Here is a 25986-nt window from a genome sequence, read left to right as displayed (position 1 = left end):
TTTTAATGATTATTTATTGTTTCATCAAAAGCTCGACTGTTTTGATTTTCAGATTGTCTCCAGAGGCAAGCATTAAAGCGGTTTCGTCTTTATCGTTGGTGATTTCTTTATCAGCGCCATTTTCAAGAAGCAGTTTTACTTTTCGATAGGTTTCCTTTGCCATTTCAGCATCATAATTGACATTGTACTCGCAGACTTTATGCAAAATAGTATTTCCATGATTGTCTTGTTCGTTAACATCAATTGATCCGCTGTCGAGAACCGATTTTAAAATGCCCGATTTTTTCTCCACAACATAATCTACACCCGATTTCGGATTTCCGTAATATTCAGCGCAGTGATTTAAATCGGCTCCATCAGACAATAATCTTTGTAGTGAATTCAGATCATATTCAGAATCAGACATCATTCGGATGAACTCTGTAAGCAAAGTTTTTCCATTTTTATTGATACTATTGAAATTGGCTGACGATGATTCTGCTAAAAGTTCGTACATCGGAATAGAGAATTGTTCCGCCGCAGCGTAATAAAAAGCATTGTTTTCCTGATTGTCGGTTTCATTCGGGTCTGCTCCATTTTCTAATAAAAATGGCAAAATGTCTTTTCGATTTCTCTTAACCGCACATATTAACGGGGTGGTTCCGACAATGTTTTTCTCGTTAATGTCAACGCCATTATCAGTCAAAATACGGATATATTCTTTTACTTTTTCGGCATCAAGACCGTAAGTGTTTAGAACAGTATAGATAAAATTTTCTCCTGCATTATTCTTATATTGGGTGTTAGCATTAAAATCCTCAACTAAAACTTTAATTGTTTTTGGCGAAATCCCTTTTTCAAGAAAATAGCCCAGTAAAGTTTTATCGCTGATTTCGTCGTTAAGATTATCCATTTTCGACATCAATTCTTTGAAGAAAGCAATGGATTCGTCATCATCTTTCAAATATGAAGTCAGCGGTTTAAAAATCGATTGGTCAAAACTGTCCAATTCATAAATATCCGTTTCGATAAAGCCAGCTTTTATCAGTTTTTCTATAAAATCAACTTCTTTGGCTTCAATAATTTTTGCTGTTATTTGAGAAAAATTGTTTTTCAGATATTGTTCATTAAATTTTTCTCCGTTATTTAGGCATTCTCTGGCCTCGTCAAATTTTCCCTGAAAAAGGAAATTTTCAATCTGGTTTTGTGTTTGCATTTGAAATGTTTTAAGATGAGAAATAATGCCTTATTTGGCAAGGCTTTTGAAATTATGTGTAAGATAAAACATAAAAATGACAAATATATTTTAGAAGGAAAATTTAAAATTGCTTTTGACAAAACAAAACCCACAGAAATTTTCGCAGATCATCAATAGAGAAACTTGTAAAGCAATATTCTTCCAAAAACAGCCAAAACAAAAAAATCAAAAAAAAAATCCTGTCTTTAAACAGGATTTTAAAAATTCGAAGATTTAGTAATAAACATAATCGGCTATTCTTTCTATAACCTGCCATTTTCCATCTACTTTTTTCATTACTATGACTTGATGTACATAGGTACCGCTAATGTCATTTGTATTGCCACGGTCAAAATAAAACATAATGTATTCTTTATTTTTATAAAATAGAGGCTCAGATAAAAAATAAACATCGAGCGGTGAAGCTTCATATTTGTCTAGAAAACTGGTGTTCCACAATCCTAATTTGTTTTCGAAGATCAAATTCAGCTTGGGGAAATCATTTGGAGTCCATGGTTTTTGAATTGAATCAGTGGCATATTGATTATACATTGTCTCATAATCTTTCTGGTTAAAAAGACGACTTCTGTATTTTTCTTCAATTTCCATGTTACCATCTCCTCTAAAAAAAATACGCAAAGTGTTTTTGTTACTAGATTTATCTTTTACAAGTATTGCTTTCTGATCTTTTTTTAATTCAGTTTCTAAAAAGACGTTTAGTGGCTCATATTTTTGATAAGAACCACATGACGCTACTATCATTTGAATTAAAAGAAGAATTACTATTCTGTTTTTCATAAATAATTTAGTTACATGGTTTTCCTTCTGGATTTTGATTGCCTCTAGGCTTATTTCGAGCCTCAACAGTTTTTCTTTGAGCTATTCTGTCTTTATCAGCTGAAGAAAGTTTTGCGTCATAAATAGGTGTACCTTGTAAAGTACTCCAAGCTAAATCTTTGTAAAGTTGTTGTGCAGCTCCAGAAGCAACAGGTGTTCCAGTATTGAATTCTTGTAATACCGAAGCCATAATATCAACATATTGATTTGCTATTTCTGCATGATGAGCATCTGCAAGATCATTTGAAGTTCCTCCAGGGTTTGTGCTTCTAACATAAGCTTCAAAAAGGGTTGGGAAATCTGTCAATGAAGAACTTCCAGTGTTTGCATATTGATCAATAAGGCTTAAAAAGTACGCATGTATAATTTCATGGGATAGTGTTGTTGCAACAGACAAACTGGTAGGAGGTGAATTTGGCTCTGAATCGATTATTCCGTTAAGATAATCTTGGTTAATGGTGATTTGGTAATTGTTATTAGATAACTTAATTGTTTGACCAAAAACAGACGGCCCACCCAATACAGGACCTTTTTGTATTGTAACATCATACTGTGATATCGGACCTCCAAAGCGTTGTAGCATTTTTTTGATATCATTCTGTTGCAGATTTTTAAGTTTGTCAAGTGCAGATTTTCCACAAGGATCTAAATTACCATCATTAATTTGTTCAACCCTATTCCAGTTTGCTGAACCACTAGATCCGCCACCGCCTATTATTGTAGGCATAGTAGGGAAAGTTGGCGTTGTAATAGGATCTAGCCATGGATTTCCTCCAGGGCCAGTTACTACAACTTCGTCTAGTTTGATAGCCCCTTCATCTCCAACTAAGTGGCATCTGTCACAAACTCCAGCCCCATTAGTTTTTGAAAATAGATTATTATGTGAGATACCTTGATCGTATGTGTCATTTCTAGCTTCCATCGTCTCTAAATTAATAATTTTCAGCTGTCCAGTAAAAGATTGTAATATTTGATGTGTTGAAGCCGTTAGTAATTCTTCTGTTTCTTGAGGATTCTTAAAATAAAAAGACCATAATTTTCCAGTTATGTTATAGTCATTAATGTCAACAACAATTTTTTGTAATAAAAGTTGATCTGAAGACTTTACAGGGATAATAGCTATAAATGACGATGAGTTACTTTGCTGATAAAATTTAGCTGAATACCACATTACGTTTTCTTCGTCCACTACTTGCTTTGATTTTAACCATTCTTGGGTTTTTGATAAAAGATTGGATTCTTGATCTTGTAGGTTCAAATAGTCATCTTCTTTGGAACAATTGAAGAATAGAATACTAATAATGATAATTACGATTAAATTGAATTTGTATTTCTTTTGCATATAATTTTTATTAAAACTAAATTAATATAGATCAAAATTAGAAAGAATTTTTTTATAAGAAAAAAATATAAATTTGGAATTTCAAAATAATATTGTAAGGAAAAACTTTTAAAACTTGTACAGAAATATAATTGATGAAAGTTGTATGCCGTAAAAAATAGATGTAACAGAAAATTTCTTTATTCTGCTTTTAACATGCCTTAACTTTTAATACTTTATAAAGAAAAATAAAAAATACTATCTTTACCGATCAAACGTTTATGAACTTAAGCTGCATTCTGGCAGCACTACATATATAATTATGGCATGTACAAGTTGTTCAACCTCAGATGGTGGCGCACCAAAAGGTTGTAAAAATAATGGGACTTGCGGCACCGATAGCTGCAATAAATTGACGGTTTTTGACTGGCTTTCTAACATGAGTCCGTCTAATGGAGAGGCGATTTTTGATTGTGTTGAGGTTCGTTTTAAGAACGGACGCAAGGAATTTTTTAGAAATTCAGAAAAATTAACTTTAAGTATTGGTGATATCGTAGCAACTGTTGCTTCGCCAGGACATGATATTGGAATTGTGACTCTTACTGGAGAGTTGGTAAAGATTCAAATGAAGAAAAAAGGAGTGAATTACGAAAGTAATGATGTTCCAAAAATTTACAGAAAAGCATCTCAAAAAGATATCGATATCTGGTCTGTGGCTCGTGATCGTGAAGAACCAATGAAAGTTCGTGCGCGTGAATTGGCGATTCAGCATAAATTGGAAATGAAAATTTCGGATATCGAATTTCAAGGAGACGGATCTAAAGCGACGTTTTATTATACCGCAAACGATCGTGTCGATTTTAGAATGCTGATTAAGGATTTTGCCAAAGAATTCAGCACCAGAGTAGAAATGAAACAAGTTGGTTTCCGTCAGGAAGCGGCTCGTTTGGGTGGGGTTGGTTCTTGCGGACGTGAACTTTGCTGCTCAACTTGGTTGACAGATTTTAGAAGTGTAAATACATCTGCGGCACGTTATCAGCAATTATCATTGAATCCGCAAAAATTAGCGGGACAATGCGGAAAATTAAAATGCTGTCTGAACTATGAGTTAGATACTTACATGGACGCTTTAAAAGATTTTCCAGATTATGATACCAAACTGATCACGGAAAAAGGCGATGCAGTTTGTCAGAAACAGGATATTTTTAAAGGATTAATGTGGTTTGCTTATACGAATAACTTCGCAAACTGGCACGTTTTAAAAATTGATCAGGTAAAAGAAATTATTGCCGAAAATAAGCAGAAAAACAAAGTTTCTTCTTTAGAAGATTTTGCTGTTGAGGTGGTTGCAGAACCAGAAAAAGACTTCAATAACGCAATGGGTCAAGAAAGTTTAACTCGTTTTGACCAGCCAAAAAGAAAGAAAAAACCAAATCGCAAGCGTAAGCCAAATGCAGAAGCGGCTGGTGTTGTGGCTCCAGTAAAACCACAGCAGGAAAAGAATACCAACATCGCTAAACCAGCAGGAAACAATAATCCGAACAATGGTAATGCGAATAATGGCAATCCAAATAAGCCGAACAATCCAAATAAGCCAAATCATAAGAAAAAGCCTAATTCGAATAAAAACAATCCGAATAAGCAAAATTCAAATGAAAATAAACCTGCTGAACCTAGAAAACCAATAACGAATACTAAAAATGAGAATAAAAAATAGCGGAATTCTTCTTTTGGCAGCAATACTTCTTTTTTCTTGCGATAAAAAAAGAGTATTTGATGAGTATAAATCTGTTGGAAGTGCTTGGCACAAAGACAGTATTATAAGCTTCGATCTGCCGGTTTTAGATTCTACGAAAAAATACAATCTTTTTGTAAACATAAGAGACAACGACAATTATCCGTTTAATAATTTGTTTTTGATTGTTGCTATTGAAACGCCAAGCGGATTTACAAAAGTAGATACATTAGAATACCAAATGGCAGAGCCAGACGGAACATTGCTAGGAAACGGTTTTTCTGACATAAAAGAGAGCAAGCTTTATTACAAAGAAGATGTAAAGTTTACAGGAAAGTACAAAGTTCACATCAAACAGGCTGTTAGACAGTCGGGTAAAATTCCAGGTGTTGAAGCTTTACAAGGAATTACAGACGTGGGTTTTAGAATAGAACAAAAAGATTAGATAAATAATTATGGCTGCTAAAAAAAACAATCAATCCAATAGCGTTAAGGATATTAATTATTACAAAAAGAAATTCTGGAGAATATTTGCCTATTTTCTAGTAGGAATTTTGGCTTTCTTTTTATTTGCTTCATGGGGACTTTTTGGTTCTATGCCTTCATTTGAAGATTTAGAAAATCCAGACTCAAATCTTGCTACAGAAATTATCTCTTCTGATGGAGTTGTAATTGGTAAATATTTCAAAACCAATAGATCACAGCTTAAATATTCTGACTTGCCTAAAAATTTAGTTGAGGCGCTTGTTGCAACTGAAGATGCACGTTTTTACGAACATTCAGGAATTGACGGACGCGGAACTTTAAGAGCTGTTTTTAGTCTTGGAACAAATGGTGGAGCGAGTACATTGACACAGCAATTAGCTAAACAATTGTTTCATGGTGAAGGGTCTAAGTTTTTGCCTTTCAGGATTGTACAGAAAATAAAAGAATGGATTATTGCTATTCGGTTGGAAAGGCAATATACCAAAAATGAAATCTTAGCAATGTACTGCAACGTGTATGATTTCGGAAATTATTCTGTTGGAGTAAGTTCTGCGGCACAAACGTATTTTTCTAAAGAGCCAAAAGATTTGACAGTTGACGAATCGGCTATTTTGGTTGGAATGTTCAAAAACTCAGGATTATACAATCCAGTAAGAAATCCAGAAGGAGTAAAAAACCGCCGTAATGTGGTTTTGTCTCAAATGGCAAAAGCAAAAATGATTTCTGAATCTGAAAAAGAAAGACTTCAGAAATTACCGATTACGTTGAAGTTTAAGCTGGAAAGCCACCGTGAAGGTATGGCAACTTATTTTAGAGAATATCTTCGTGATTACATGAAAAAATGGGTAGCAGATAACAAAAAACCAGACGGTTCTGATTATGATATTTACAAAGATGGTCTAAAGATCTATACTACAATCGATTCAAGAATGCAGGGTTATGCTGAAGAAGCAGTTGCTGCACACATGAAAAATTTGCAGGAACAGTTTTTTATTGAAATGAAAACCAATAAAAATGCGCCTTTCGTAAATATTACACAGCAAGAAACAGACCGCATCATGATGCAAGCGATGAAAAATTCAGTTCGTTGGGCTCAGATGAAAGAAATGGATAAAAGCGAAGATGATATCATTGCTTCATTCAAAGTAAAAACAAAAATGCGCGTCTTTACTTGGAAAGGAGAACGCGATACGGTAATGACACCTTTAGATTCTATTCGTTATTACAAACACTTTTTACAATCTGGTTTAATGGCAATGGAGCCTCAGACTGGAGCGATTAAAGCTTGGGTTGGAGGAATTAATTACAAATACTTCCAATACGACCACGTAGGTCAAGGAGCTAGACAAGTAGGTTCTACTTTTAAACCTTTCGTTTACGCAACTGCAATTGAAGAATTAAACATGTCTCCTTGCGATTCTATTCTAGACGGACCTTTTATGATTCATAAAGGACGCCACCACGTTACAGAAGACTGGGAACCAAGAAACTCCAATCATACTTACCGCGGAATGGTAACTTTGAAACAAGCTTTGGCTGGTTCGATCAACACCGTTTCGGCTAAATTGATTGACAGAACAGGTCCAGAAGCTGTTGTAGAATTGACTAAGAAATTAGGAGTAAAAACAGAAATTCCAGTTCAGCCTTCTATTGCTTTAGGAGCGGTAGATATTACAGTTGAAGACATGGTTGCGGCGTATAGCACATTTGCCAACCAAGGAGTTTATGTAAAACCTCAGTTTTTAAGCAGAATTGAGAACAAAAGTGGAGAAGTTATCTATGAGCCAATTCCGGAATCTCATGACGTTTTAAATAAAGATATTGCCTTTGCGGTAATCAAATTGTTGCAAGGGGTAACAGAAAGTGGTTCTGGATCACGTTTACGTACCGAAGGCGGTGGTAGCGGAGATAACCGTTGGACAGGATATCCATACATGTTTAGAAACCCGATTGCTGGTAAAACAGGAACAACACAAAACCAGTCTGATGGTTGGTTTATGGGAATGGTTCCGAATTTAGTAACTGGAGTTTGGGTTGGATGCGAAGACCGTTCGGCTCGTTTCAAGAGTTTGACTTATGGTCAAGGAGCAACTGCAGCACTTCCAGTTTGGGGTTATTTCATGAAATTGTGTTATGCAGATAAAGATCTTCAGGTTTCTAAAGCAGAATTTGAGCGTCCAGCAAACCTTTCGATTAAAGTAGATTGCTATCAAAGGCCAGCTGTGGTAAAAGATACTACACAGACCGAACAAAATACAGACGAGTTCGAGTTATAGTCTAGATAAAAATTTTACCGCAAAGAGCGCTAAGATATATGCAAAGTCCGCAAAGTTTAATTTAAACTTTGCGGACTTTTTGTTTTTAGATATAGATTTTACAAAAAAAGGGCGCAAAGATTTTACACAAAGAACAATAATACAAAGCTTTTGCCAACCTTGCGTTTTGAGAGAAACTTACATATTAAAAATCTTAGCGTGCTCTGCGGTTAATTAATATTTAGATGAATATATTATTTTACGAAATCGTTATAATTTCATCTAAAAATCTTATTTTTATCAAAAATATTCAGCAATAAAGATAGTTTGTTATGATAACAAAAAAAGTAAATAACGTTCAGGAAGCCATTAGCGGAATTGAAAGCAACATGACCATTATGTTTGGCGGTTTCGGATTGTGCGGAATTCCTGAAAATACGATTGCGGCTTTGGTAAACACATCGATTTCAGATTTAACTTGTATTTCTAACAATGCAGGTGTAGATGATTTTGGTTTGGGATTATTGTTGCAAAAAAAGCAGATTAAGAAAATGATTTCTTCTTATGTGGGAGAAAATGCCGAATTTGAGCGTCAGATGCTTTCAGGAGAATTAGAAGTTGAATTAACGCCACAGGGAACTTTAGCAGAGCGTTGTCGTGCGGCTCAGGCTGGAATTCCGGCTTTCTTTACGCCAGCAGGTTATGGAACTGAAGTTGCAGAAGGAAAAGAAGCACGCGAATTCAACGGAAAAATGCACATTATGGAAGAAGCCTTCAAAGCTGATTTTGCAATCGTAAAAGCTTGGAAAGGTGATGAAGCTGGAAATCTAATTTTCAAAGGAACTGCTAGAAACTTCAATGCGTGTATGGCGGGTGCCGGAAAAATCACCATTGCCGAAGTCGAAGAATTAGTTCCAGTTGGAAGTTTAGATCCAAATCAGATTCATATTCCAGGAATTATGGTGCAGCGTATTTTTCAAGGAGAGAAATTTGAGAAAAGAATTGAGCAACGCACAGTACGTCAGAGGTAATTAGATAATGAGATAATTTGTCAATTAGATAATGTTTTAAATTGAGTAGAAAATTATCTAATTATCAAATTGACTAATTGGCACATTGAAATAATTGAGATAATTTGAAAATGTGACAATTAGATAATGCTTTGAGCAGTTTACAAAATTATCTAATTATCAAATTGACTAATTGACACATTGGGAAAAAATGAGAAAACTTTTTTATGCGACATTATTTTCATTGGTTTCGTTTCAGACATTTGCTCAAACGATAAATGAACTTAGGCAGGAATTAAACCAGATTATAAAAACAAAAAATGCGACAGTCGGTATTTCTATTAAGGGAATTGAAGATAAAGATACATTAAGCATTAATGGAAATTTGAAAGCGCCAATGATGAGTGTTTTTAAATTTCATATCGCTTTAACGGTTTTGAATAAAGTTGATGAAGGCAAACTTTCATTAGAGCAAAAAATATTCATCAAAAAGAAAGAGCTAAAGGAAGATACATGGAGTCCGATGAGAGAAGATTATCCTGAAGGAAATATGTATTTAACTCTGGATAAATTGCTTAGATATACTGTTTCTCATAGTGATAATAATGGATGCGATATTTTGATCGATTTAGTTGGCGGTGCTAAAGAGGTTCAGAAATTTATAAACAAACAAGGAATCAAAGACTTCGTTATTAAAGTGAATGAAGATCAAATGAAAACTTGGAAAAACTTGTATGTAAACACCACAACCCCTTTAGCAACAACAGATTTGCTAGAGAAATTCTATAACGGGCAAGTTTTAAAAGAAACAACGACAAAATATTTGTATCAAATCATGGTCGAAACATCAAGAGGATTAACCTGGATGAAAGCCGGACTTCCTGAAAATACCGAATTGGCACACAGAACAGGGATTTCTGGAACCAACGATGCTAATCTGAGAGTTGCCATGAATGATATCGGAATTGCAAAACTTCCAAACGGAAAACATTTTATTCTTTCGGTTTATTTAAAAGAAATCACAGAAAGTCAAAAAGATACAGAAAAGATAATCGCAGATATTGCCAAAGCAACTTGGGATTATTTCGTTGCAAAAAAATAGATAATTGAGATAATTAGTCAATTAGATAATGCCTTCAACGAAGGAGAAATTATCTAATTATCAAATTACCTAATTGGCACATTAAAATAAATTGACACATTAAAAACTATGGCACTGAATAAAGAAGATATAGCAAAACGAATTGCAAAAGAAGTTAAAGACCGATATTTTGTAAACCTTGGAATCGGAATTCCAACTTTGGTTGCGAATTATGTACGTGAAGACATAGCGGTTGAATTTCAAAGTGAAAATGGCGTTCTCGGAATGGGGCCTTTTCCATTTGCTGGAGAAGAAGATGCCGATATTATTAACGCAGGAAAACAAACCATTACAACGCTTCCGGGAGCTAGTTTCTTTGATTCGGCTTTCAGTTTCGGAATGATTCGCAGTCAGAAAGTAGATTTAACGATTTTGGGCGCAATGGAAGTTTCTGAAAATGGAGACATTGCCAACTGGAAGATTCCGGGAAAAATGGTAAAAGGAATGGGAGGAGCAATGGATTTGGTGGCTTCCGCCGAAAATATAATCGTTGCCATGATGCATGTGAACAAAGCAGGAGAGTCAAAAATCTTAAAAAGATGCACTTTGCCGCTTACGGGCGTAGGATGCGTTAAAAAAGTCGTAACGGAGCTTGCGGTTCTCGAAGTAACAGAAAAAGGTTTTAAGCTCTTAGAACGAGCACCAGGTGTCTCAGTCGAGCACATCATCGCCTCAACCGAAGCCGATTTGATCATTGAAGGCGAAATTCCTGAAATGGTGATTTAAATGTCTTTGCCACGAAGGCGCTAAGTCGCAAAGGATTTTCAAGTAAAAAAAATATATTAAACCGCCTAATCTGGCGGTTTTTTATTTTCATACGCACTTATTAAGTAATCTTTTATTTACATTTGTTCGGATTTTAAAAACGCATCATTTGGAAAAGTTTGAAATAGACATTAAGTGGGGAAGTTACTTGTTTGTCGTAAATTTGATTGTTTCGACAATTATCACGTTATTTATGTTTCTAATCGACGGACAAAGTCTGCGATATTTTGACAATGTTATTGTGATAGTTCTTATAATTCTGCTCTTTTATTTTACTAATAAGGCAATTAGAGAAAACAAAAAATATGGTTTAAGTCGAGGTTATCGAAAGTTTTTTGTTTTTATAAGGCTTTTGACTTTCTTTTTTCTTTTAGCATCATTTTTAAATGGAAGTGCAATTACAAGTACCAGTAGTTGGTATTTATCCTTGTTTGTGCCGTACAGAGAAAAAGATATTTCAGAATTATTAGAAGATGATTCACACGAATATAACGGAGTTACAATTAAAGAGTTTGTGGTAGCATTAAAAAGAAAATTTGCTAGAGCATAAATTTATCATGATATAAAAGAAAAAAACCGCCCAATTAGGCGGTTTTTTTCTTTTTGAACTTAGAAGCTTAGGGTCTTAGAGCCTTAGCAGCTAAATATTATTGTAAATTAAACGAAGCTCCTAAACTGAAAGTAGCCTGATTATTTAAATGATAGAATGGATCATTGTTTGAACCATATTTTGCGATTGGAAAACCAATTTCTGTGAAAACACCGAATCCGTCAGTAAAGAAATAACGACCACCAACGTGACCGCCAAAGTTGTGTAAACCTAAGCTTAATCCAGGGTAAATGTCTAATTGCTGAACACCAATTACGCTAGATAAGTTAGCATTGATTCTTGCTTTTGCATCAAAACGATCTCCAAAATCTGGATCAGCATCATTATAAGCAACATTGCTTCCGTGGTAAAAACCGGTAAAATTATCAACTCCTAATAAATAATTTGCGACAAATCCGAAAGAGAAATTTTCTCCTAAACCAAAATCAATAGAACCCTGAATTCCAGATCCGCCATCTTGTAAATTTGCACCTACGTTTACTCTCATGTCACCTTTTCCTGTAAACGCACTTTGCGCATTAATAAATCCGAATGATACCAAAAACAGGAGTGTAAAAACCTTTTTCATAAAAATTTAATATTAATTATTTTGAATGGCAAAAGTAACTCATTTAAATAAATTAATTCCTACCTTTTTCGTTAAAATATAATTCGTTTAACGGCTCACTTTGCCAGTATTCCTTGGTGTCGACGTCTAAAATCGTAAGCGGACCTCTAAATGCAGCTCCAGTATCGACATTCCAGACACAAGCTCTGTTTACAGGAACCGTTTCGCCGATTCGAGTAACCGGAGTGTGGCCAATATAAACTTCCTTATAAACGGTAAATCTTTTAGGATAGTGTAAGTCGTCTTCCTTTAATTTTGGGTCTAATGATAGAGCTGTTTCCCAAAGTGTTCTATCCCAGTAAAATAGCTTCGAGAAATATTCCCATTTTACACCATTCAAATTGGTAAAACCAGCATGAACAAACAAACGATTTTGATCGTCAAGATAATAATCCTGAAGATTTTCCAGAAATTCGATATGAGCTCTTTTTTTGTCTTCAGAAATTTTGGCGTAACCTTCAACAGTGGCTTTACCGCCATGTTTGTACCACATTTCTTCATCAAAATCGTCGTTTCTCTCTTCTAGCCAGTCCAAAGCAAGCTGGTCGTGGTTTCCTCTTATGCAGATGCAGTTTTGTTTGCTTTTTAAATCAATCAAATAGTCAATTACTTCAACAGACTGACTCCAGCCGTCAACGTAATCGCCCAAAAAAATTAGAGTATCTTCAGTAGTAACTTTGGCTCTAGTTAAAACTTGCTCAAGTGCAAGTAATCCGCCGTGTATGTCACCTATAACAAATGTTCGCATTATTTAATTTTTCGAGTAGAAGAACAAAAATAAAAAGAATAATTGGTTTGAACTCATCGAATTCATATTCTTTAAAAATTGATATGATTTATAACTATTTACAGCGCTTTTTTATTGTTTTTCCTCTGTAAATTTGCAATATGTCTGAAACGCCAACATATCGTAAAATTATTCATATTGATATGGATGCATTTTATGCGTCGGTAGAGCAGATGGACAATCCAGAATTAAGAGGAAAACCAGTAGCCGTTGGAGGTTCAGAGAATCGGGGCGTGGTTTCGGCGGCAAGTTACGAAGCCAGAAAGTTTGGTGTTCGAAGTGCTCTCAGCGGAGCTTTAGCCAAAAAATATTGTCCTGAAATTATCTTCGTTCGACCAAGATTTGATCGTTATAAAGAGATTTCATCCAAAATCCATAAAATTTTTCACGATTATACCGATTTGGTTGAGCCACTTTCGCTTGACGAAGCTTATTTGGATGTTACTAACAATAAAAAAGGAAATCCGAGCGCAAGTCTTTTGGCGCAGGAAATTAGACAGCGAATTTTGAATGAAGTAGGATTGACGGCATCTGCTGGGATTTCGATCAATAAATTTGTGGCTAAAATTGCCAGCGATTACAACAAGCCAAACGGACAGAAAACGGTAAATCCTGATGAAGTAGAAGCTTTTTTAGAAGATCTTCCGATTCGAAAGTTTTATGGAGTTGGAAAAGTGACTACAGAAAAAATGTATCAGCTCGGAATTTTTACTGGAACCGATTTGAAAAGCAAGTCTTTGGAGTTTTTAGAAAAGCATTTCGGAAAATCGGGGACGTTTTATTATCACGTAGTTCGAGGCATTCACAATAGTGAAGTAAAACCTTCCCGAATTACCAAATCGGTTGCTGCAGAACATACCTTTAATGTGAATTTGTCTTCTGAAATTTTTATGATGGAGCAATTGGAACGCATTGCAACTTCGCTCGAAAAACGGTTGCAAAGGCATAATATCTCTGGAAAAACCATTACACTCAAGATTAAATACAGCGATTTTTCGCAACAGACAAGAAGCAAAACGCTGCCTTATTTTATTTCTGATAAAAGTCTTATTATGGAAAATGTGGAGGAATTATTGTATCAGGAAAAAATGAAAGATTCGGTTCGACTGCTTGGAATTTCATTGAGTAATTTGAATACCGAAGTAAAAAAGGCAGTTGTGGTACAGTTAAAGTTTACGTTTTAATAACAATTTTTAAAAATTCAAAATAAGATGTTGACTGTGAATAGCAAGATTTTTCTCCTATCTTTGAGAAAAAAGATTTATCTATCTCATTGTTTTATATGAAAAGTAAAAATTCTGATGATGTGCAGCAGCGAAATTCAGTTCCAATTCTAGCTTGGGATTTTCATTACGAATACCTTAATGAACTAAAAGCCCTAAACGCTGATTTGAAAAGAGTAAGTAAAATCTCTGACGAATTTACTTGGGATGAAAAGAAGCTTAACATTCAAGAAAGAATTAAAAATGAAGTAGTTGTCGTAACCGATTTGAATCTGAAAATAGTTTTCGCGTCAAGCGGAATAAAAAAAATGACGGGTTACAGAGAAGAAGAAATCTTAGGCAAAACCCCAAAAATGTTTCAGGGCCCGGCAACTTCTCAAAAAGATTTAAAGGAAATTAGAGAAGCATTAAAAAAGAAAATCCCTTTTGAAAAAACACTCGAAAACTATAGAAAAAACGGGAATACGTACAAATGTAAAATCGATGCCTCTCCAGTTTACAATCTCAAAGGAGAAATTTCGCATTTTATAGCCTTCGAAAAACAGGACATGAGCGCATAAGTTTTGCCACGAAGGCACTAAGACGCAAAGAATTTTTTAAAGATATGCTAAAAAAAAGCAAAAACCGCCTTTTGGGCGGTTTTGCTTTTTTATAAAAACTTTGTGACTTTGTGCCTTCGTGGCAAATGCTTATAGATTGGCAAAGAAATCATTTCCTTTGTCGTCTGTGATAATGAACGCTGGGAAATCTTTAACAGTGATTTTACGAACCGCTTCCATTCCTAATTCTTCAAAATCAACCACTTCAACTTTAAGAATGTTGTCTTGCGCCAGAATTGCAGCAGGACCTCCGATAGAACCCAAGTAGAATCCGCCGTATTTATTGCAGGCATCAGTAACTTGTTTAGTACGGTTTCCTTTTGCCAACATGATCATACTTCCGCCATTTTTCTGGAATTCATCCACATAGACATCCATACGTCCAGCAGTTGTTGGTCCGAAACTTCCAGAAGCCATTCCGTCTGGAGTTTTTGCAGGACCAGCATAGTACACTGGGTGATTTTTGAAATATTCTGGCATTGGTTTTCCAGCGTCTAACATTTCTTTAATTTTTGCGTGAGCAATATCTCTCGCCACAATTACAGTTCCGTTTAGTTTTAAACGCGTTTTAACCGGATATTTAGAAAGCTGAGCCAACATATCTGCCATTGGCTGATTTAGATCAATTTCTACAGGAGCTTCTAAATGTGGAGCTGTTTCTGGTAAAAATTGTTTTGGATTTACTTCTAACTGCTCAACAAAGATTCCGTCTTTCGTAATTTTTCCTTTGATGTTTCTATCTGCAGAACAAGAAACTCCTAATCCAACTGGACAAGAAGCCGCGTGACGAGGCAGACGGATTACACGAACGTCGTGCGTGAAATATTTTCCTCCAAACTGCGCTCCAATTGCACTTTCCTGACAGATTTTCTGAACTCTTTCTTCCCATTCGTGATCGCGGAAAGCCTGACCAGCCATGTTTCCAGTTGTTGGAAGATTGTCGTAATATCCAGCAGAAGCTTTTTTAACAGCACTTAAGTTTGCTTCAGCAGAAGTTCCGCCAATTACCAGAGCTAAGTGGTAAGGAGGACAAGCAGAAGTTCCTAAATCTTTAATTTTAGTGCGAATGAATTCATCTAAAGATTTTTCATTCAACAATGACTTCGTTTGTTGATATAAGTAAGTTTTATTTGCAGATCCACCACCTTTTGCCATGAACAAAAAGTCGTAAGAAGTTCCTTTTTTAGCATAAATATCAATTTGCGCCGGAAGATTTGATCCTGAATTTTTCTCTTCAAACATCGAAATCGGAACAATTTGCGAATAACGTAAATTTCTTTTTTGATAAGTATTGAAAATTCCGCGGCTTAACCATTCTGCATCATCAACACCAGTAAAAATGCTTTCGCCTTTTTTAGCCATCACAATTGCAGTTCCAGTATCCTGGCAGCTTGGTAACTGTCCTTCCGCAGCTACAGATGCATTTTGAAGTAAATTGTAAGCCACAAAACGATCATTGTCTGTCGCTTCTGGATCGTCTAGAATTTTTCTTAGCTTTTGCAAATGTGTCGTTCTCAACATAAACGAAACATCTGTTAAAGCTTCTTCAGCCAATAATTCTAAACCTTTTGGGTCAACCGTTAAAACTTCACGTTCTCCAAATTGCTCCACTTTTACAAAATCAGAAGTGATTTTGCGGTACTGCGTATCATCCTTTAAGATCGGATAAGGATCTTGGTATATAAAATCAATCATTAGTTTTGTTTTTTTACAAATTTAGAAATTATTTACCTAAGAAAGAATTTGAATAAGGACTCTGTAGCTAGTTTTTATTCTATGGTGTTAAATTGATCAAACGTCATCTTTTTTTCGAAGTAAGGTTTATCCTTCGCAGAAAGAAGCATCTTTTTCCATTTGTTGTCTTTTAATTCGAAAGCAATAGAATCAGAATATCTTAGAATTCCCATGTCTTGATTTTCGTTTTCATCATCTGGAACAAATGCAACAGTTTTGCAATAAAAAGATTTTGGTTCAGAATTCTTTTCTGGATTAATGATTTCCAGCCAATTACCCCAACCACTGTCCGACATCGTATTCCATTGATGCACTAATTGAAGATTTTTGTTTTTGATATAATATAAATAATTTTCATGCGAATAGCCACATGCCGGATAGCCGACAGAAATCTGTAAAAAAGGAGAATTTGTAAAATTTTCGGATGTTAATCCGTAAGAAGCAATCCATTCAGAACCTTTTTCGAAACCTTTAATTGCAATTTTTGAAGAAGCTGTTTTGGTTTTATTCTGATAAAAATCTAATCGGTATTTTACAGAAACGATACTGTCTTTATCTGCCTGCTGTTCTACCAAATGGGCTAGAATATAATCTGTTGCAGATTCTGTTCCGTCCATATAAATGGCAACGGTATCAGTTTTAATGATTTTCTCATCATTTGTAACCGGCAAGGTTTCGTGGTTTTCCAGTATTTCTGCAATTGGTGGTGCAGCATCTGTAGGTTTTGTTTTCTGGCATCCGATTAAGAGCAATACGAAGAAGAGGGGGGCTATTTTCATAATGTTTATGTTAGATTTTCAAATATAAATTTTTCATCGTAATCAACATTAAATTTATTTAGAAAATTTAGATATTCATCATTAAAACTTTGTTTCTTGTGATGTTCTTTTTGATTTTGAATGTATTTATAAACAGAATCAATTTGAGATTGACTATAAGAGAAAACACCATAACCAACCTGCCACGAAAATTGAGATTTCGTTAGTTTATTGTCATTGAAATATTTTGAAGATTTTGCTTTGACATTTTTCATGAGATCAGATATGGTAATTGTTGGTTTTAGCGCAACCAAACAATGTACATGATCTTCAACACCATTTACAATAATGCTTTTGCAACCATTTTCGTTAATTAAATTGCCAATTACGGCAAGTAATTCAGATCTCCAGCTTTCTTCAATTAAAGCATTTCTATATTTAACTGCAAAAACTACTTGAATGTAGACTTGATGATAGGTATTTGCCATGTTTTTTTCTGGCAAAAATAAATGCTATAAACATATTTTTGTAATATTTAACTTTCTTTTTTTATTGATTGGCATATTTCGTTATCTCCACGGATTAAAATCCGGGGCTACAATATGTAACGTTCCTACGGAACTCTTGAATTGCTGTCATTTATGATCAACGGATTAAAATCCGTTGCTACAATATTTAAACGTTCCGATGGAACTTTTGTAAATTGTTTGCGCAAATAAAAAGAGCCGTCGGCTCGAACAATTTTGTAGCCCCGGATTTTAATCCGGGGAAGCGTTCCAACAATCTTTAAATCTGGATTTTAATTCGGGAAACGTTAGAAAAATTTTGTAATCTGGATTTTAATCTGGTATGACGAAATGTTTATATTTCCAAAATTAAAATTTGACAATAGCTAAAATGCTAAAAAAACCAAGTCGCAACAAAAATTGCCGTAATCACGCAGATCAAATCTACCAAAAGCATTGTGCCTAGTGCATAACGCGTGTTTTTGATATTAACAGAACCAAAATAAACCGCAATTACATAAAAAGTGCTTTCGGCGCTGCATTGGAAAATACTGCTCAATCTAGCGGTTAAAGAATCGGCTCCAAAAGTATTCATGGAATCAATTAAGAATCCTCTTGAACCTGCAGAACTAAACGGACGAAGCATGGCAACAGGAAGCGCATTCGTAATTTCTTTGCTTACGCCTAAATTCGAAAAGATAAATCCGATGGCGTCGCTGATAATTTCGAATAAACCGCTATTTCTGAATAATGAAATCGCAACTAGCATTCCTAAAACATAAGGGAAAATCGTAACTCCAGTTTTCACGCCGTTATTGGCACCAACAACGAAAGTATCAAAAACCGTTGTTTCTGCTTCTTTGAATTTTTTCTCATGTACAAATGAGAAAATTAAAGTAAAAGCAATAATCGCAATTAAGATTAATCCAGAAAGGTTAGAAGTAAAGTAATTTTTTCCGATCAGATCCAAATAATTCACATACATCAGCAGACTCACAATAGCCGCAATCAAAACCATTAAACCTATAAGAAGTGAAGCACTTTTAAAATTGATTTTTTGTTTGATTCCAACAATTAAAAATGCTGCAATAGTTCCGATAAATGAAGTTATGATACAAGGCAGCATCACATCGGCCGGATTACTTGCGTTTGCCGCCGCGCGATAACCAATAATTGAAGTCGCAATTAAAGTTAATCCAGAAGCGTGAAGGCACATAAACATAATTTGCGCATCGCTCGCTTTGTCTTTTTCGGGATTTATCTCCTGTAAACTTTCCATGGCTTTCAGTCCAAATGGCGTCGCAGCCGAATCTAATCCCAAGAAATTGGCAGCAAAATTTAAAGTCATATAGGAAATCGAAGGGTGATTTTTTGGAATGCTTGGAAACACTTTTACAAATACCGGACTTAAAGCTTTAGCTAATTTTCCTGAAGCTCCAGAAACAATTAAAAGTTCCATCAAACCACAGAAAAAGGCTAAATACGCAATAAGAGGCAGAATTAAATCGACCAAAGTGCTTTTACAAGTTGGCAATAAACCGTCAGATTTTTGAAGTCCACTATAGATTTTTACCGTTTTGTTTTTGTAAACGTAAGTCGTGTCAGCATTTAGCGTATCACGATTGATAATCATGGTCTGATCTGGCGCTTTTTTTATACTATCTTTTAAGAAAGCAGGAAGTTCTTCGACGTATTTTTCAGAAACTAAAACAGGATCGTCTTTCTTTCCATTTAAAATAGAATCAATAGTATACGTATTGGCAGTAAACAAACTGACTACAATAAAAACAATCGAAGAAATGAAAATCGCTAACCAAAATCTGCTTAATACCATAATTGTAATTTTTTGTAAATGTAATTATTTAGCAATAATAAGCATAAAGATTCTGTTTCAGAAGAATAATTTGATGCTTAGGATTGAAATAATTTATTTGAAAACTTGAATTTTGGTGTCGCTCCGCTGGAGCTTCTGTTAGAGAACGGATTTAATTTCTATAAATATGTCGCTCTTCCAGGCTTAGTTTCAGAATATAAATAGCTCTGGAAGAGCGGCATATTTATAGAAAAGGTTTAGTCACAGAAGAAAAAGCTCCAGCGGAGCGACACATTAGCACTGCTTTCAGATCAAGATATAACAGCTTTAGTTTCCAAATACGTTTCAAAAGATTTAATTCCTTCCAAAAGAACCTGTTTTTTGTTTACTTCTATTTCATTGAAAAAATCTGTTTCTATTTTGACATGATCCTTTTTGATGGTTCTTTTCCAGATGCCAATTACTTTTCCGTTTTCTAAAATAATAGGTTTGAAAATCCCATTATTAGTGAAAACTTTCGATTGATGTTCTGTATTAAATGAAGCTTCGCGTGTTTTATACGAAATTAGAATCTCATCAAAAGAGGGAAGAAAATGTACGCTTTCGCGAAAGTTATCCTCATCAGTAATCTCTTTTTTAAACCAATATTGCTGATTATCAATGGTGATTTGGTTTAATTGCAACTCAATTGCGTTAATTGTTTTTTGACAAATTGTAGGCGGAAAACCTGACCACCAAGAGAAATCGAGTACTGTTGCTGGACCGTGACTTTCAAAATAACGTAAAGCGAGTTTTGCTAAGGCTTCTTCTTTATTTAATTTGATTTTTGGTTTCGGAACTCTTTCTTCGAGTAAAGCATAAGTAATTTGTTTGCCTTTCATTTTTCCATTGCAGACCAAACCGTCCAATTCGGCATTCATCATAATCGCAGCACTCAGGAAATCGTCGCTGGAAGTTTTCTTGATTCCAAGTTCCTGCATGATTTCATCTCGAGTCAAATGATTGTTTCCTGACAAGAGTTTTTCGATAGAAGAATTCGCCTGATTCAACTTTTTCTCATCATAACCAAATTTTTTAGCTCCAGAAGCCGTAAAACGTTTTACTTGTGGAGCAGAAAGATCCAACATCCAATAAATGTCATCTGGAGAAACAAAATGCCAAGTCGGACGCAGAATATGGGTTCGAATAATTTTACCTGAATCTATAGCTTCTTGAATCTCTTTTTCTGAGGAATCACAACGCGAACCAATTGCCCATTTTGCCATGGCATAATCCTGAGCCTGCATGGCGCCAAAATGCTTTACAATTTCTTGCGGCGAACAAGAACTTGTTTTATAAAGCTTTTGAGCAACCAAACGATAATGTGAAATTTCCTCGTGTGTCATTTTTTTAAACCATATAAGTTATATAAGTCATTTTAGCTAAATCTTATTTCAGAAGCACATAAAAAGCTTAGTCCCTTAGAACCTTAGCATCTTAGCACCTCAAAAATAACTATACATGAATAATTTCATCTTCAATCAATAAATCTTCTCGGCGTAAGCGCAAGAAAATCTGAGCTACAGCAATCGTATCTTTTTCGCAATAAGTAATAATTCGATCGATATCTTTTTCGACATAATAAACATGAGCAACCTGGCTTCCGTCGATATCGCCTTTTGGCGATGGTACGCCTAAAATCTTGGTGAGCAGTTTTAAAGAAGTAAAATGTTTATAATCTCCAAACTTCCATAATTCTAAAGTATCCAAATGCGGAATCTCCCAAGGCTTTTTTCCGAATAAATTCAGTTTGTCTGGAATAGGCAGTTGATTGATAATCATTCTTCGTGCAATAAACGGAATATCAAATTCTTTCGAATTATGTCCGCAAAGTAAATGTTGTGGCTGATTGAAATGATTATTAACCAAATTGCTGAAGTCTTTTAGAATTTTCTTTTCTTCACCAAAAAACGAAGTCACTCTAAAATTTCTAACATCTCCTTTGATCGTAAAAAAGCCGACCGAAATGCAGATTATCTTTCCAAATTCAGCCCAAATTCCGGCGCGTTCGTAAAATTCTTCTGGAGTAAATTCATCTTTACGCTGATATTGTGTTTTTAAATCCCAAAGTGACTGCATTTCCGCGTCAAGCGAATTGAAATTCTCTTCTTCAGGAACGGTTTCTATATCAAGAAATAAAATGTTATTGAGGTTTACTTTTTCAATCATAATTTTGCTGTGGGTTTTCGCCACGAATTCACGAAAATTATACTATTTTTTATTTGATATAAATGTACACAAATTTGATCTCAATATTTTTTGAAAGTACAAATTGAATGTATCTTCTTATTTATAAATTTTTAGAACAATAATTAATATGCTATGATTAAAAAGAAAATTCGTGAATTGCTTTCGCCTATTCGCTATCGCTCGGGTCGTGGCTAAAAACTAAAATAAACTTTGCTGTTGAGACGGACTTTCATGTTCTAAAAGCCATTTTTTGCGGGAGAGTCCGCCGGCGTAACCCGTTAAAGATCCGTTTGTGCCAATAACTCGATGGCAAGGAACCACAATCCAAAGCGGATTTTTACCATTTGCCGATGCTACGGCGCGAATTGCTTTTACGTCGCCCATTTTTTTGGTCTGGTCCATATAACTAATCGTTTTTCCGTACGGAATTTCTAACAATGCTCTCCATACTTTTTGCTGAAACTCGGTTCCCTGCGGATTCAGTTTAAGATCAAAATCGGTTCTTTTGCCTTCAAAATATTCGTTTAACTGGAAAACAGCATCTTGCAAAACTTCAGGAATAGTTTCTGAAACATCATTGGTGCCAACATCTGAAACAGAAATTATAGCAATACCATTTTCATCTCCAACAATTCTGGTGATTCCTAAAGGCGAGTTGATGAATGCTGTTTCCATAAATTTCTCGGTTTCCAAAACCATATAAGTTATATAAGCAAATTTAAGTTTTTCTAAACTCTTTTCATAAACTTACATGGCTTATATGGTTTAATATTGATCCAGCTTAAATTTATGATCTAAGAGTGTTTCAATTTTTATACTTGAAATTTCCTTTTTAATATTTGATTTTTCAGAATTGAATTTCGGTTCTGGCAAATTCATTATAATCGACTTTTGGGAATAATACTCCTCTCTTGTTGGATGAAATGGCGCAGCAGCATTAAAAACCTCATTCCATTTAGATTGATTTATAATTTCTTCTATGATTTCGATGCAATCGTTTCTGTGAATCAAATTTATTGGAGCATCTGGATTTTCTAGGTTTTCCTTCCCGGCTAAAAACGTAACAGGATGACGATCTTCACCAATTAATCCGGCGAAACGGAGAATGGTAGTTTCGAAGTTTTGATTTTCTTGAAGAAGCTTTTCTGCTACAACTAATTGTTTACCACTTTCAGTATCTGGATTTGGAATAGTTTCTTCGGTTACAATACCGTTATCATCTCCATAAACGGAAGTTGAACTTATAAATAGAACTTTCTTAACCGTTGATTTTTCTATAAATGGAATTAGATTCTTGATTTTTTCTGCAAAAGCTTTTTTCTCAGCATTAGGATCGACAGCTCTCAATTTTGGCGGAATGTCGATAATTAGAATTTTGCTTTCCGCTAAAAAAACGTTGATATTTTCAGAAACTGAATCACTTTCAACGGTTACCAAAAATGGATTTATTCCAGCATCTTTTAAAAGCGAAAGTTTATTTTCTGAAGTTGTAGAGCCGTTTACGGAATGTCCTTTTGCAATTAAGTTTTTTGCTAAAGGAAGACCGAGCCAGCCACAACCTAATATGCTTATTTGTTTCATTTTTTTGTTTTGAGGTGCAAAGATACAAAGGGACAGAGGTTCAAAGTCTTTTGTTTCACACAGATTTAAAAAGATTTTTGCAGATTTATTTAAATTATGATCTGCGTCTATCAGCTTAAATCTTTTTAAATCTGCGTGAAATAAAATAGCGACTTTGCGAGATTAAATTTCTCACAAAGTTAAAGTAAATCACACTTTGTCTTTTCTTTTTATGCCTAATTTGAGAAATAGAGTGTTGTAAGTTTGGTGGTTATACAACTGAAAGCATAAAAGGAAAGGTAGAAGTTTTAAAATTTGAATGTGCCTGCTAAAAATAAAAAAGCAGACTTTGATTTCGAAAGTCTGCTTTTTTATTATTTTCTGATTGATATATATCTATTCTTGAATAGGTGCAGGTTTTATAGTGTCTTTTGATACAGCCAAACTATCTTTTACCACAACTGGCTCAATAGGTTGTACAGGTGGCGTATATCTTTTTATTTTCTGCTGAATAAGAACAGCGTCATTTAAAACAAAAGGCGTCGGCATCATCCAGTTTTGTCTTGGTTTGACGTTTAATAACGGATTGGTCATTAAATCGAACGAACTTTCGATTAAATCCATATCAAAAATAGATGATTTATTGATGTAAAATTCCATTTCAAGCGGTTCATTTCCTACAACATAGTAACATAAAATTTTACTGTCCTCTCTTTGAAGACGATTTCCTTTTTCGCCAGAAGTTGCCACTCCATTTGCTTTAAAGTTGTAAAACGTCATTTTCGGATTAGCATAAACGTCGTAACGGTTTACTTTTCTGTTTGGAGTGATTTTAATTTTTAAATATCTATTATTTCCAATAACACTGTCTCTTAAAAACTGAATTGTCGGTTTTGGAACTTCAACGACAGGAGCAATAGCGCTATACGTAAATGTCGTGTTATATTTGCTTGACAGCGGCAACGTATTTAAACCAACGGCTTTTTGATTGCTTTCGCCTAAATAAGATTTGGTCCATTCGTCCAAATTAGTATCATACGTTGTCCAAACAGCAGAATTGTTGTCGGCATTGTAAACGTATAATAAACTATTTGATTTGGCTTTGCCATATTCGTAGCCAGAATGATAGCCAGCGTAAATGAAAAACGAAATAGAAGCAATAAAGAAAACAATAATCCAAGTTCCTTTTTTGGCAAAGGCACCGAATATTGGCAATAATAATCCGAATAGTAAAACGGTTAAAATTGCGCTTCCAAAAAGTATTTTAAGTCCTAATCCGATTGGGAACATTACAATAAAAGGCGCAACAATTGCTAGAGCCGGAATACTGAAAAGTAAATTCATTCCTAAGCTGTAATGCTGTGTGAAAACAAAGATTCCGAATAATAGAATTCCGAAATAAACAGGAATAATCAAGAAACCAGCTCCTGTTAGACTATTAGCTAAAAACGCATTAATAATAATCCAAAGCAATAAAGGAGCTACAAAATGGTTCATTGTAATTTTAGCTTCAGAAAAATGATGGTAGAAAGCAAAACAAATAGCAATGCTCAATGTAACAAACGCGCCAATATACGCATGTCCATTATACGTAAATCCGTTTAGAAGATCAGAATATTGCGGATAAATTTCAAGAATAAGTTTCCATCCTAAAAATGTTACCAATCCAGCAATTATAATAGATCCTAAAAGAGGAATAAAACCTTTGAAAATTTCTGTGAAAGTGATGATTCTCTTTACTTTTCCAACAAAAATGAAGATAAATAATAAACCAAAAGCAATTAGCGTCATTGGCATTACCCAAGTAAACGGATAACTGATGAATGAAAAAGGAGCGCTGAAATAAACATCGTCTTCAGTGGACCCTGTTTGGTTTAAATCAATATTAGAAAAGTATTTCAGCAAAGGCATAATGTAAGTGCCTTGATGCGCTAATGTCGTTTTGTTTAAATGCTGAATATCGTCTTGCTGCGTATGGTAGTTGAAGTGACCATCGATAAACGCGAAATTGAATCCCTGAATGTTAGCTTGCTCTCTAAAAACGGTCAAATCAGTATCATTAGGAAGCATTTTGTAAATACTATACATCAAAGAATTTGAAACTGGGTGAGAAGGTTTTGCTTTTGTAAATTCCTTAACCAAAGCTTCATTTCCTTTATTGGTTTCCATCAGCATGTAGCTTGGGCCAGAAGTTCCTCTTGCTTCAAAGTTTAAAACCAGACCTACATCTTTTGCCCATGGGTGTTGGTTTACGAATAAAGCAGCTCCGTTTAATCCTAATTCTTCTGCATCAGAGAATAAGATGATAATATCGTTTTTTTGAGGATTTTTGGAATATAAAAAAGCACGTACACCTTCTAAAATTGTGGCAATTCCCGAAGCATCGTCGCTAGCACCTTTTGAGAAAGAATGCGGTGCACTGTCATAATGAGAAAGAAGTAAAAGCGCTTTGGTATTGTTTGTTCCTTTAATTCGAGCCAAAATATTTTTTGACTTAACCAAAAGACCTTTATCATTTAGAGTAAAACCTTCCTGAACACTCGTTTCTAAACCAATTCTGTTTAATTCCAGTTTTAGATAATTGGCAACAAGTTCATGATTTGTCGATCCGACATAGTGCGGTTTCTGCGCAATAATCTCAACCTGATGGAAGGCTCTTTCAGTCGAAAACTCCGCAAGCGCTTCGTCGTCTTTAGAGATTCCTTGCGGCATCATCGTGGCGTATATAATGCCAAGCAAAGCTAAAACGCAGGTTATGGCTAGAATTGAGGTTTGGTTTTTTCTCATGGTAAAA

The 25986-nt window shown here is 34.8% G+C and carries 24 protein-coding genes; 10 read left to right on the top strand and 14 right to left on the bottom strand.

Features of this window, described 5'->3' with window-relative positions:
- Window positions 1-13: 13 nt before the first annotated feature.
- Entirely contained in the window at window positions 14-1195 is a 1182-nt protein-coding gene (locus Q9Q97_RS01785; protein ID WP_306153841.1) for an ankyrin repeat domain-containing protein, read from the bottom strand.
- 15 nt (window positions 1196-1210) lie between these two features.
- Here Q9Q97_RS01785 and Q9Q97_RS01780 point away from each other — a divergent pair, with 15 nt between their 5' ends.
- On the top strand, window positions 1211-1354 hold the full coding sequence (locus Q9Q97_RS01780) for a hypothetical protein (protein WP_306153839.1): 144 nt from the start codon (window positions 1211-1213) through the stop codon (window positions 1352-1354).
- Window positions 1355-1450: 96 nt separating this feature from the next.
- On the opposite strand, the gene Q9Q97_RS01775 is transcribed toward Q9Q97_RS01780, so the two are convergent.
- On the bottom strand, window positions 1451-2014 hold the full coding sequence (locus Q9Q97_RS01775) for a hypothetical protein (RefSeq protein ID WP_306153837.1): 564 nt from the start codon (window positions 2012-2014) through the stop codon (window positions 1451-1453).
- Window positions 2015-2021: 7 nt separating this feature from the next.
- A complete protein-coding gene (locus Q9Q97_RS01770) occupies window positions 2022-3395 on the bottom strand; it encodes a hypothetical protein (protein WP_306153835.1) in 1374 nt (457 codons plus the stop codon).
- A gap of 301 nt (window positions 3396-3696) precedes the next feature.
- Here Q9Q97_RS01770 and Q9Q97_RS01765 point away from each other — a divergent pair, with 301 nt between their 5' ends.
- The 7 genes from Q9Q97_RS01765 to Q9Q97_RS01735 all read left to right on the top strand — a co-directional run bounded on the left by Q9Q97_RS01765 (window position 3697) and on the right by Q9Q97_RS01735 (window position 11316).
- Entirely contained in the window at window positions 3697-5091 is a 1395-nt protein-coding gene (locus Q9Q97_RS01765; RefSeq protein WP_306153833.1) for a regulatory iron-sulfur-containing complex subunit RicT, read from the top strand.
- Window positions 5075-5554, top strand: a complete 480-nt coding sequence (locus Q9Q97_RS01760; protein WP_125718313.1) for a gliding motility lipoprotein GldH — start codon at window positions 5075-5077, stop codon at window positions 5552-5554. Before Q9Q97_RS01765 ends, Q9Q97_RS01760 begins: the two co-directional genes overlap by 17 nt.
- Window positions 5555-5564: 10 nt before the next feature.
- Window positions 5565-7871 carry a penicillin-binding protein 1A gene (locus tag Q9Q97_RS01755; protein WP_306153829.1) on the top strand — a complete coding sequence of 769 codons (2307 nt, stop codon included), beginning with the start codon at window positions 5565-5567 and terminating at the stop codon, window positions 7869-7871.
- Window positions 7872-8182: 311 nt separating this feature from the next.
- Window positions 8183-8881: a CoA transferase subunit A gene (locus Q9Q97_RS01750; RefSeq protein WP_306153827.1), complete on the top strand. Its 699-nt coding sequence runs from the start codon at window positions 8183-8185 to the stop codon at window positions 8879-8881.
- Between the two features lie 190 nt (window positions 8882-9071).
- The gene (gene bla, locus Q9Q97_RS01745; protein ID WP_306153825.1) at window positions 9072-9962 is read left to right on the top strand and encodes a class A beta-lactamase, subclass A2; all 891 of its coding nucleotides are present in this window, start codon (window positions 9072-9074) and stop codon (window positions 9960-9962) included.
- A 108-nt stretch (window positions 9963-10070) separates the two neighbouring features.
- Entirely contained in the window at window positions 10071-10727 is a 657-nt protein-coding gene (locus Q9Q97_RS01740) for a 3-oxoacid CoA-transferase subunit B (protein WP_306153823.1), read from the top strand.
- 148 nt (window positions 10728-10875) lie between these two features.
- Entirely contained in the window at window positions 10876-11316 is a 441-nt protein-coding gene (locus tag Q9Q97_RS01735; protein WP_306153821.1) for a hypothetical protein, read from the top strand.
- A 97-nt stretch (window positions 11317-11413) separates the two neighbouring features.
- Here Q9Q97_RS01735 and Q9Q97_RS01730 read toward each other — a convergent pair whose 3' ends face one another.
- Both Q9Q97_RS01730 and Q9Q97_RS01725 read right to left on the bottom strand, forming a co-directional pair.
- Window positions 11414-11944, bottom strand: a complete 531-nt coding sequence (locus tag Q9Q97_RS01730; protein ID WP_306153819.1) for a DUF6646 family protein — start codon at window positions 11942-11944, stop codon at window positions 11414-11416.
- Window positions 11945-11996: 52 nt separating this feature from the next.
- Complete coding sequence (locus Q9Q97_RS01725) at window positions 11997-12731, bottom strand: metallophosphoesterase family protein (RefSeq protein WP_306153817.1); 735 nt, start codon at window positions 12729-12731, stop codon at window positions 11997-11999.
- A 140-nt stretch (window positions 12732-12871) separates the two neighbouring features.
- On the opposite strand from Q9Q97_RS01725, the gene dinB reads away from it, so the two are divergent.
- Together dinB and Q9Q97_RS01715 are read left to right on the top strand one after the other, a co-directional pair.
- Entirely contained in the window at window positions 12872-13954 is a 1083-nt protein-coding gene (dinB, locus tag Q9Q97_RS01720; protein ID WP_306153815.1) for a DNA polymerase IV, read from the top strand.
- A 98-nt stretch (window positions 13955-14052) separates the two neighbouring features.
- Window positions 14053-14553 carry a PAS domain-containing protein gene (locus tag Q9Q97_RS01715; RefSeq protein ID WP_306153813.1) on the top strand — a complete coding sequence of 167 codons (501 nt, stop codon included), beginning with the start codon at window positions 14053-14055 and terminating at the stop codon, window positions 14551-14553.
- A gap of 129 nt (window positions 14554-14682) precedes the next feature.
- Here the strand turns inward: Q9Q97_RS01715 and Q9Q97_RS01710 are convergent, their stop codons facing one another.
- From Q9Q97_RS01710 to Q9Q97_RS01670, 9 genes are all read right to left on the bottom strand, one after another.
- Entirely contained in the window at window positions 14683-16287 is a 1605-nt protein-coding gene (locus Q9Q97_RS01710; protein ID WP_306153811.1) for a fumarate hydratase, read from the bottom strand.
- Between the two features lie 74 nt (window positions 16288-16361).
- Window positions 16362-17105: a hypothetical protein gene (locus Q9Q97_RS01705; protein WP_306153809.1), complete on the bottom strand. Its 744-nt coding sequence runs from the start codon at window positions 17103-17105 to the stop codon at window positions 16362-16364.
- A 5-nt stretch (window positions 17106-17110) separates the two neighbouring features.
- Window positions 17111-17572 (bottom strand): IS200/IS605 family transposase, encoded by a 462-nt coding sequence (tnpA, locus tag Q9Q97_RS01700; protein WP_306153807.1) that lies wholly within the window; start codon window positions 17570-17572, stop codon window positions 17111-17113.
- A gap of 412 nt (window positions 17573-17984) precedes the next feature.
- Complete coding sequence (locus Q9Q97_RS01695) at window positions 17985-19424, bottom strand: nucleoside recognition domain-containing protein (protein WP_306153805.1); 1440 nt, start codon at window positions 19422-19424, stop codon at window positions 17985-17987.
- A gap of 290 nt (window positions 19425-19714) precedes the next feature.
- Window positions 19715-20788, bottom strand: a complete 1074-nt coding sequence (locus Q9Q97_RS01690) for a winged helix DNA-binding domain-containing protein (protein WP_306153802.1) — start codon at window positions 20786-20788, stop codon at window positions 19715-19717.
- A 109-nt stretch (window positions 20789-20897) separates the two neighbouring features.
- Complete coding sequence (locus Q9Q97_RS01685; protein WP_306153801.1) at window positions 20898-21611, bottom strand: 3'-5' exonuclease; 714 nt, start codon at window positions 21609-21611, stop codon at window positions 20898-20900.
- A gap of 219 nt (window positions 21612-21830) precedes the next feature.
- The gene (locus Q9Q97_RS01680; protein WP_306153799.1) at window positions 21831-22307 is read right to left on the bottom strand and encodes a methylated-DNA--[protein]-cysteine S-methyltransferase; all 477 of its coding nucleotides are present in this window, start codon (window positions 22305-22307) and stop codon (window positions 21831-21833) included.
- 90 nt (window positions 22308-22397) lie between these two features.
- Window positions 22398-23213: an NAD-dependent epimerase/dehydratase family protein gene (locus Q9Q97_RS01675; protein ID WP_306153797.1), complete on the bottom strand. Its 816-nt coding sequence runs from the start codon at window positions 23211-23213 to the stop codon at window positions 22398-22400.
- A gap of 375 nt (window positions 23214-23588) precedes the next feature.
- Window positions 23589-25979 (bottom strand): M28 family peptidase, encoded by a 2391-nt coding sequence (locus Q9Q97_RS01670; RefSeq protein ID WP_306153794.1) that lies wholly within the window; start codon window positions 25977-25979, stop codon window positions 23589-23591.
- Window positions 25980-25986: the final 7 nt, after the last annotated feature.

It is taken from the genome of Flavobacterium sp. DG2-3, from assembly GCF_030730925.1.
In the GTDB taxonomy this organism is placed as follows: Bacteria; Bacteroidota; Bacteroidia; order Flavobacteriales; family Flavobacteriaceae; genus Flavobacterium.
This window is presented reverse-complemented; position numbering and strand designations above follow the sequence as displayed.